At 64.5% G+C, this 8869-nt stretch carries 9 protein-coding genes; 4 read left to right on the top strand and 5 right to left on the bottom strand.

Annotation, left to right across the window (positions count from 1 at the left end):
- Positions 1–801: 801 nt before the first annotated feature.
- The 3 genes from ACWKWX_RS01640 to ACWKWX_RS01630 all read right to left on the bottom strand — a co-directional run bounded on the left by ACWKWX_RS01640 (position 802) and on the right by ACWKWX_RS01630 (position 3243).
- A complete protein-coding gene (locus ACWKWX_RS01640) occupies positions 802–1287 on the bottom strand; it encodes an FxsA family protein (protein WP_416426800.1) in 486 nt (161 codons plus the stop codon).
- Positions 1288–1351: 64 nt separating this feature from the next.
- Positions 1352–2083 carry a HugZ family pyridoxamine 5'-phosphate oxidase gene (locus ACWKWX_RS01635; protein WP_416426801.1) on the bottom strand — a complete coding sequence of 244 codons (732 nt, stop codon included), beginning with the start codon at positions 2081–2083 and terminating at the stop codon, positions 1352–1354.
- Between the two features lie 152 nt (positions 2084–2235).
- A complete protein-coding gene (locus ACWKWX_RS01630) occupies positions 2236–3243 on the bottom strand; it encodes a DUF481 domain-containing protein (protein WP_416426802.1) in 1008 nt (335 codons plus the stop codon).
- Between the two features lie 89 nt (positions 3244–3332).
- Here ACWKWX_RS01630 and ACWKWX_RS01625 point away from each other — a divergent pair, with 89 nt between their 5' ends.
- Entirely contained in the window at positions 3333–3713 is a 381-nt protein-coding gene (locus tag ACWKWX_RS01625) for an MGMT family protein (RefSeq protein WP_416426804.1), read from the top strand.
- Positions 3714–3755: 42 nt separating this feature from the next.
- Positions 3756–5306, top strand: coding sequence for an AmpG family muropeptide MFS transporter (locus ACWKWX_RS01620; RefSeq protein WP_416426805.1), 1551 nt, complete (start codon positions 3756–3758; stop codon positions 5304–5306).
- An 85-nt stretch (positions 5307–5391) separates the two neighbouring features.
- Here the strand turns inward: ACWKWX_RS01620 and ACWKWX_RS01615 are convergent, their stop codons facing one another.
- Positions 5392–6231 carry a mechanosensitive ion channel family protein gene (locus ACWKWX_RS01615; RefSeq protein ID WP_416426807.1) on the bottom strand — a complete coding sequence of 280 codons (840 nt, stop codon included), beginning with the start codon at positions 6229–6231 and terminating at the stop codon, positions 5392–5394.
- A gap of 101 nt (positions 6232–6332) precedes the next feature.
- Positions 6333–6812 (bottom strand): YajQ family cyclic di-GMP-binding protein, encoded by a 480-nt coding sequence (locus tag ACWKWX_RS01610; protein WP_027976882.1) that lies wholly within the window; start codon positions 6810–6812, stop codon positions 6333–6335.
- Positions 6813–6982: 170 nt separating this feature from the next.
- On the opposite strand from ACWKWX_RS01610, the gene ACWKWX_RS01605 reads away from it, so the two are divergent.
- Both ACWKWX_RS01605 and ACWKWX_RS01600 read left to right on the top strand, forming a co-directional pair.
- Positions 6983–7936: a GGDEF domain-containing protein gene (locus ACWKWX_RS01605; protein ID WP_483826862.1), complete on the top strand. Its 954-nt coding sequence runs from the start codon at positions 6983–6985 to the stop codon at positions 7934–7936.
- Complete coding sequence (locus tag ACWKWX_RS01600) at positions 7933–8850, top strand: putative 2-dehydropantoate 2-reductase (RefSeq protein ID WP_416426811.1); 918 nt, start codon at positions 7933–7935, stop codon at positions 8848–8850. Before ACWKWX_RS01605 ends, ACWKWX_RS01600 begins: the two co-directional genes overlap by 4 nt.
- Positions 8851–8869 lie beyond the last annotated feature (19 nt).

Below are 8869 nucleotides of genomic sequence, written 5' to 3'. Positions count from 1 at the left end.
GGCTTTGGCTTTGGCTTTGGCTTTGGCTTTGGCTTTGGCTTTGGCTTTGGCTTTGGCTTTGGCTTTGGCTTTGGCTTTGGCTTTTGATGTTGCTTTTGATCTGGCTTTTGATCTTGGCCCCGTAAAGCGCCAGGGCCGACTGGAGGCGTCGATCAAGCGGTCCTCGGCGTAGCCGGGGAAGACGGAACCGGAGGCGCTTCTATTCCGGGCCGTCGTCCGCTTGAGCGACGCCGGAGGGAGGGGACCCGTAGCGAAGCGAAGGGCCCAAGCAGGGGCGAGCCCTTTTTGCTTACTTTTTGGGGCGACTGCCAAAAAGTGAGTCGGCGTAAGGCCGAAACGGTCGGTGGTATCCCCACGAAAATGGATATGTCCAAAACCCTCAAAAGCAGGATCCGACCATCGTGAACATATCCATTTTCGATGGGTGATGCACAATCACCTTTTCGGCCTTACGCCGACTCACTTTTTTTCAAACGCCAAAAAAAGTAAGCAAAAAACGCTTGCCCCTGCTTGGGCCCTCCGCTGCGCTACGGGTCCCCTCCTTCCGGCGTCGATCAACGGGCAGACGGCACCCGCTATAGAAGCCTGCGGGTTACCGTCTCTTCGGCCTGCGGCCTCGGCCCTTCGGGCAGCCCGTTGATCGACGCCTCCAGTCGGCCCGGGCGCTTTACGGGGCATACAATCAAGATCAAAAGCCAGATCAAAAGCCAGAGCAAAAGCCAGAGCAAAAGCCAGAGCAAAAGCAGATCAACAGCCAACAAAAACGGCCCCGAAGGGCCGTTTTTGTTTCAGTGGTGCAGCTTAATCGCGCTTCTCGAACTCACCTTCAATCACATTGGGCTCACGCCCCACCGCGTGATTAGCCGCCGGCCGCGCATGGCCTTCATAGGTCCGGCCATGCATCTCCTCGGCAAACGAACGCTGGCGCGACGCCTGCTCGCGAGCCTTGGCCTGCAGCTTGCCGGCAATCAGCTTGCGGGTGAACGGCAGCAGGCACAGCAGGCCCAGCACGTCGCTGATGAAACCTGGCAACAGCAGCAGGCCGCCGCCGATGGCCAGCATCAGCCCCTGGAACACCTGTTCGGCCGGCAGTTCGCCGCGTTGCAGGCTGGCACGGGCATTCAGGGCGGTGGCCAACCCGGCCACGCGCACCACCAGCACGCCAATGGCAGAGCCGGCAATGATCAGCGCCAGCGCCGGGAAGAACCCGATCGCCACGCTGACCTTGAAGAAGACGAAAAGCTCCAGCACCGGGAAGAGCAGGAACAACAGTAAAAAGACACGCATCAAGGTTTCCTCTGCGGAAGAACGACTTCCAGTAAACCTTAGATGACGTCGACGTTTCGTGAATTCAAGCCTCGACCTGCCCAGTCGTCGGCCAGACCTCGGCGTGGGCCAGTGAAACCAAGGCCTGGCGGACCTCCAAAGGAGTGTTACAAGGCTTTTCAAACGCCAGCCAGTACAACGCCTGGCCGATGCGCAGGTGCATGCCCTCGCTATCCACGCCGGCCAGTTGCGCCGGCACGTCCGCCGGCAACCCGGCCAGCTCCACGTAGTGGGCGATGGCCTTGGCGTGGTCGGCGTTCATGTGCTCAACCATGCCGGTCTCGGCCTGGCCGACGAAAGGGTTGGCCAGGGTGACCTGGTCCAGCCAGTGAATGGCGCCGAAACCGCCGATGTAGCGGTGGCGCACCGGCTCCAGCACCCAGAAATCGAAATCATGGGCGCGGTGGTAGTTGGCCGAATCCGGGAAGTAGCGGTAGTAACGCTGGGCCGCGGCCTCGATGGCAGCTTCGTCCTCCAGCTTGCGCGCCTGGGCCATCACCGTCAGCCGGCCGACGGCCTGCACATCCTCGGCGCCGCGCTCGCCCACCAACAGCGAGCACTTGGGGTCCTGCAGCAGGTTGTGGGTGTGCTGGGCGATGCGGCTGATGAGGATCAGCGGGTTGCCGGCCGCGTCCAGGCAGTACGGCACCACCGACCCGAACGGGAAGCCGGGCATGGACTTGGACAGGGTCGACAGCACGCCGCGGTATTCCTTGAGCAGCAGTTCACGGGCCTGACGCAGGGCTTTGGCGCTCACCTTGGGCTCCTTGGTGTAATAAAGGAAAGCCCAAAGGTAAACACTGGCAGGCGGGTTGTCACCTGTACCGCGTCGTCCTCATCGCGACCAAGGTCGGCTCCTACGCAAATCGTGGTAGGAGCCGACCTTGGTCGCGATGAGGACGGCGCCGCTTACCAGGCCACGCCGAAGCCTGCGGTGTAGCGGCTGGTGTTGAGGTCGGCGTTGCTGGAACCGGTCACCAGGTCCTTCTCGTACTTGAGGTTCAGCGACGCCCACTGCGTGACCTTGTAGCGCAGCCCCACTTCCGAATCCAGGCTGTAGTCGGCCACGCCACTGAGCGGCTTGCCCACTTCGCCGTTGGTGAAGAACTCCACGGTCTTGCCGATCAGGAAGCGGTTGTAGGCCCACTTCACGCCCACCGAGTAAAAGTCGGACTTGGCGCCGTCGGAATATTCGTAAGTGCTGTGGTTGAGCAGCGAGCCCAGCGAGAACGCGCCCAGTTCGTCATCCCAGAACTGGTAGCCCGGGCCGGTACCCACGGTGCGTTGCTTGGACAGGTCCTCGACGAAGTCGCGCTTGACGTTGACGCGGCCCTGCCAGTACCACTTGTCGGTGATGAAGCGGTCCAGCGCGTACTCGGCGTTCCAGTTGTTGGTGCCGATCACGCCGTCGGTGGCCTCGCGGTTGTACTCGGCGTCCGCCGTGTGGCGCCAGCGGCCGCTGCGGGCGCTGGTCTTGAAGGCCAGGTTGTAGTCGTCGGTGTTGCTGTCGGCGCGCTTGAAGTCCAGGGCCGCGTCGATGTTACCCTTCCACACCAGGTCCTCGACCACCGGCTTGGGCTTGATGATCTGCTGGATGCTGGCCAGCTCGACGGTCTTGGGCGCCTCGCCGTTCTGCAAGGTCACCTTGCCGTCGTCGGAAGGCTTCAGGGCCTTGGCCTTCTGGCCGGTGTAGGCGTCCTGCTTGACCAGCAGCTCCTGGTCGCTTTCCAGGGTCTTGACCTGTTTCCAATCCAGGGCGACAGAGCCACCATACGGAGTGTCGAGCATCAGTTTGCCACCGTCGAATACGGTGATCTTGCCGGTCAGGCGGTCGCCGTTCTTCATCCAGACCGTGTCGGCAAGGGCAGTGGTTGAGGCGCTGGCAATGGCGAGGCACATAAGGGTTCTGGACAGCATAAGCAGATTCGGGCTCGAGTTTTGAGGGTTTTTGAGGAAAGCCGGGCATCATCCGGATGGACAGCTCCCGCGCAAGGAATGACCGACAAATGGCCAATGAGTTCAGCAATCGTTTGCAACCACCTGGTGACAAAAACCCTCCTGACCCGGCAGCGGAACGTCGCACGGCCCTGTATGTGGTGTTGTCCCAGGTGCCCGAAGGCAAGGTCGTGACCTACGGCCAATTGGCCGAAATGGCCGGGCTGGGGCGGGCTGCGCGGTGGGTGGGGCGGACCTTGAGCCAACTGCCTGAAGGCAGCCAGCTACCCTGGCACCGAGTGATAGGTGCCGGTGGTCGGATAAGTCTCGCCGCCGGTACCGTGGGAGGCGAGGAGCAACGGGCGCGGCTGCGTGCCGAGGGTGTAACTTTCATGAATAATCGGGTGGATATCCGTCGCCATGGCTGGCGTCCCATGGACCCTAACGGTTAGAGTGCGCGCTTTGTTTTCGTAAACTGAGGCAGATTCCAGCCCATGCCCCGTAAAACCTGGCGCGCCGCGCTCGCCGCTTATGCCAGCCCTTCGACGCTTGTCCTGTTGCTGCTCGGTTTCGCCGCCGGCCTGCCGTACATGCTGGTGTTCTCCACCCTCTCCGTCTGGCTGCGTGAAGCCGGCGTAGCCCGCGAGACCATCGGCTATGCCAGCCTGATTGGCCTGGCTTATGCCTTCAAGTGGGTGTGGTCACCCCTGCTGGACCAATGGCGCCTGCCATTCCTGGCGCGGATGGGCCGTCGCCGCTCCTGGCTGGTGCTGGCCCAGTCGCTGGTGATCATCGGCCTGATCGGCATGAGCTTCTGCGACCCGCAAAAACACCTGTCCTGGCTGATCGCCATTGCGGTCATGGTGGCGTTCGCCTCCGCCACCCAAGACATCGCCGTGGACGCCTACCGCCTGGAAATCGCCGACGACAACACCCAGGCGGCCCTGGCTGCCAGCTACATGGCCGGCTACCGAATCGCCGCGCTGCTGGCCACCGCCGGCGCGCTGTTCTTCGCCGAGGCGTTCGGCTCCACTGGCTACGCCTACCTGCACAAGGCCTGGGCCGGTACCTACATGCTGTTCGGCGTGCTGATGGTGCCGGCGCTGATCACCACGCTGGTGATGCGCGAGCCCGCGGTGCCGCTGCGCACCCAGCTGTCGGCCGGCCGCTACAAGTTCGGCCACCAGCTGGTGTCGGTGTTCGTGCTGATCGTCCTGCTGATCTCCGTGCCGGCCATGTTCACCCAGCTGTACAACACCGACTTCGCCAGCGTGATTTTCCACGGCGAGAGCCTGGTGAACCTGCTGATGACCGACCGTGCCTTCCTGCGCGCCATCCTCTACATCACCCTCACCGCCCTGTGCCTGTCGGCCATGGGCCGCCGCGGCCTGGCGCCGGTGCTGACCCCGGTGAGCGACTTCGTCACCCGCTACCGCTGGCAGGCGTTGCTGCTGCTGGGGCTGATCGCCACCTACCGCATGTCGGACACGGTGATGGGCGTGATGGCCAACGTGTTCTACATCGACCAGGGCTTCACCAAGGACCAGATCGCCAGCGTCAGCAAGATCTTCGGCCTGGTGATGACGCTGCTGGGCGCCGGCGTCGGCGGCCTGCTGATCGTGCGTTTCGGCATCCTGCCGATCCTGTTCATCGGCGGCGCCGCCTCGGCGGCCACCAACCTGCTGTTCCTGATGCTGGCCGACATGGGCCCGAACCTGCAGATGCTGATCGTGACCATCTCCCTGGACAACTTCAGTTCGGGCATGGCCACCTCGGCGTTCGTGGCGTACCTGTCGAGCCTGACCAACCTGAAGTTCTCGGCCACCCAGTACGCCCTGCTGAGCTCGATCATGCTGCTGTTGCCGCGCCTGATCGGCGGCTATTCGGGGGTGATGGTGGAGAAGTTCGGCTACCACAACTTCTTCCTGATCACCGCGGTGCTGGGCGTGCCCACGCTGTTCCTGATTGCCCTGCACTGGCACCAGGAAAGCCGCGGCAACCGCATGGAGGCAGTGGAAGAAGAAGTGGCAACGGAAAAACCGTAGCAGCGGCCCGCAGGCCGCGTCCCCAGGCACCACCGTGCCATGGCTGGACGCATGAAAAAGCCCCTGGAAAGGGGCTTTTCTGTTCTTACTGGGTGGCTTCCGACACCACTCGCACCACGCGCTGCGGGAACGGTATGTCGATGTTCGCCGCCCGCAGGCGGTCGCGGATCTCGGCGTTGATCATGTTGGTGACCCCGCCCATGTCCGAGGTGTTCACCCAGCAGCGCAGCGACACGGTGATCGAGCTGTCGCCCAATGCCGAGATCACCGCTTCAGGTGCCGGCGATTCCAGCACGCGCGGGTCCTTGGCCAGGTCCAGGAGGATTTCCCGGGCCTTCTGCAGGTCCGCGTCGTAGTCCACGCCGATGTCGTAGGTGATCTTGCGCGTTGGCTGGCGGTTGGTGTTGGTGATGATGCCGTTGGACAGCGGACCGTTGGGCAGGATCACGGTCTTGTTGTCACCGGTGCGCAGCACGGTGTGGAAGATCATGATGTTGTCCACGGTGCCCTGCACGCCCTGGGCTTCGATCCAGTCGCCAATGCGGAACGGCCGGAACAGCAGGATCAGCACCCCGCCGGCGAAGTTCGCCAGGCTGCCTTGCAAGGCCAGGCCCACGGCCAGGCCGGCGGCACCGATGGCGGCGACGAAGGAAGTGGTCTCGATGCCGATCATCGATGCCACGCTGACGATCAGCATCACCTTGAGGGCGATATTGGCCAGGCTGCTGATGAAGCCTTGCAGCGCCAGGTCGGCGTTGCGCAGGGCCAGCAGCTTGCCCACCCGCAGGGTCAGCTGGTTGATCAGCCACCAGCCGATGGCCAGGGTGACCACCGCCAACAGCACGCGGCTGCTGTACTGCATGATCATCGGGATCCAGGTCTGGGATTTCTGGACGAGTTGGTCCACTTCTGCGTTTACATCCATAAGGGCTCTCCTATTGCCGGTCGGCGCAATCGTTTCACCCGCGCCACGGGGGTGGGACGCCGCGAGCCCCGCTCAGGTTCCCTGCGACGTCCCCCGGGCAATCAGTCGCGGAAGTTGTTGAACTGCAGCGGCATGTCGAATTCCTTGGCGCGCAGGGCCGCGATGGCTTCCTGCAGGTCGTCGCGCTTCTTGCCGGTGACACGCACCTGCTCGCCCTGGATGGCGGCCTGGACCTTGAGCTTGGCGTCCTTGATGTGAGCGACGATTTTCTTCGCCAGCTCCTTGTCGATGCCTTCGCGCAGGGTGGCTTCCTGCTTCATCACCTTGCCCGAGGCATAGGCGTCCTTGACTTCCAGGCACTTCACGTCCAGCTTGCGCTTGACCAGCGCCAGCTTGAGGATCTCGATCATGGCTTCCAGCTGGAATTCGGCCTCGGCGGTCAGGGTAACGGTCAGTTCCTTGAACTCGATGGTGCCTTTGCCTTTCAGGTCGTAGCGGCGGTCCAGTTCCTTGACCGCGTTTTCCACGGCGTTGGTGACTTCGTGCTTGTCCAGCTCGGACACTACGTCGAACGAGGGCATGTAAAATTCTCCAAAAAAAACGGCGCAGCTCGGTACAGATGGAGCACGCCTGGCTTGACGGTTAAAATGCCGGGTCATTATAACGGTTGCCAGCAGTGCACAACGCCCCTTCATGCGCGAAGTTGCAGCCATGCGGTGGCAGATCGTCTCCCCAACCCCGTGAGTCACGTATGCCTAACCCGAATCTGAGCATTGTGCTGGTCCATGACGATCCCGCGCGGGCCGCGGCCCTCGCCGCGCAACTGCATGACGCCGGCTACCACGCCGTCACCGCCTGTACCCATGCCGAAGCGCTGGGCCGCCAGGAGCGCCAGCCGGCAAGCCTGATGCTGCTCGAGGGCGCGCAGGGCCTGGCGCTGGCCGCGCGGGTGCGGCAGTTCGACGAGATGGGCGAGCACTACACTTACATCCTGCTGGTCAGCGACCAGCCGCCCGCGCCGCTGCTGGACGAAACCGCCGACCACGGCATCGACGACGTGATCCACCCCCAGGCCCTGGCCGAACAGTTACCCGCGCGCCTGCACGCCGCCGAGCGGCTATACAACATCATCCAGCGCCTGCGCCAGGAAAACAGCCTGCTGCGGCAGAACATCGCCAGCCTGGAGCAACGCAACCTGGTGGACTCGCTCACCGGCCTGGGCAACGCCCGCTACCTGCGGCAGAAACTCACCGACAGCCTGCGCCAGGTGCAGGCCCGCGGTGGCGCCCTGTGCTACCTGCTGATCGGCCTGCAGAACGCCGGTGACCTGCAACGCGAGCACGGCAGCGAGGGCTTCGACGAGCTATTGCAGGGCGTGGGCCGGCGCCTGCAGCAGATGGTGCGGCCGCTGGACGTGCTGGGGCGCCTGGACGACCAGCATTTTGTGCTGCTGACCCTGCCGCCCGACCTCAGCGAATGCGCACCCAGCAGCTTCAAGCGCCTGCACGACGGGCTCAACCTCAAGGCCTTCATGACCGCCGCCGGCCCCGTGGAAGTGGTGGCCGGCATCAGCCTGATCGGCGCCGACCGCGACAGCCTGCCCGACAGCCCGCAAGCGCTGTTCGAGGCGGCCCGCGAGCTGCTGGGCGAGTCCTACGACAGCGGCCTGGTCAGCGCCAGGCGCCTGCCGGTGCGCAGCGCATGAGCACGCCCTGGCACGTACTGGGCGCCGGCAGCCTGGGCACCCTGTGGGCTTGCCGCCTGAGCCGCCATGGCCTGCCAGTGACGCTGATACTGCGCGACGACGCCCGCCTGCGCAGCTACCAGGCGGCGGGCGGCCTGACCCTGGTGGAACAGGACGTCAGCCACCTGTACCCGCTGCCCGCCGAGACCTTCGACAGCCAGGCGCCCATCCAGCGCCTGCTGGTGGCCTGCAAGGCCTATGACGCCGAGCACGTGGTGGCACGGCTGGCACCGCGGCTGGCGGCCGGGGCAGAGGTCATCCTGTTGCAGAACGGCCTGGGCAGCCAGGATGCGGTGGCAGCGGCGGTGCCCCAGGCGCGCTGCATCTTCGCCTCCAGCACCGAGGGCGCGTTCCGCGCCCGGGACTGGCACGTGACGTTCGCCGGCCATGGCTTCACCTGGCTGGGCGACCCCGCCGCGCCCACCGCGCCGGTGTGGCTGGACGAGCTGGCGGGCGCCGGCATCCCCCACCAGTGGAGCCCGGACATCCTCACCCGCCTGTGGCGCAAGCTGGCCCTCAACTGCGCCATTAACCCGCTGACCGTGCTGCACGACTGTCGCAACGGCGGCCTGCAGCAGCACCCGGCGCAGGTGGCCACCCTGTGCGCCGAGCTGGCCGAACTGCTGGAGCGCTGCGGCCAGCCCGACGCTGCCAGCGACCTGCACGCCGAGGTGCTGCGGGTGATCCAGGCCACCGCCGCCAACTTCTCTTCCATGCACCAGGACGTCGCCCAGGGCCGCCGTACGGAGATCAGCTACCTGCTGGGCTACGCCTGCGCGGCCGCCGCCCGCCACCAGCTGGCCCTGCCACACCTGCAACAACTGCACGCGCGCCTGGTCCAACACCTGCAGGCCCTGGGCCTGCCCAGCGTCTGAGCCCGGCGACGCTTTGATA

The organism is Pseudomonas imperatae, from assembly GCF_057128625.1.
Note: the sequence above shows the minus strand (reverse complement) of the source record. Positions and strands in the feature narration are given on the sequence as shown.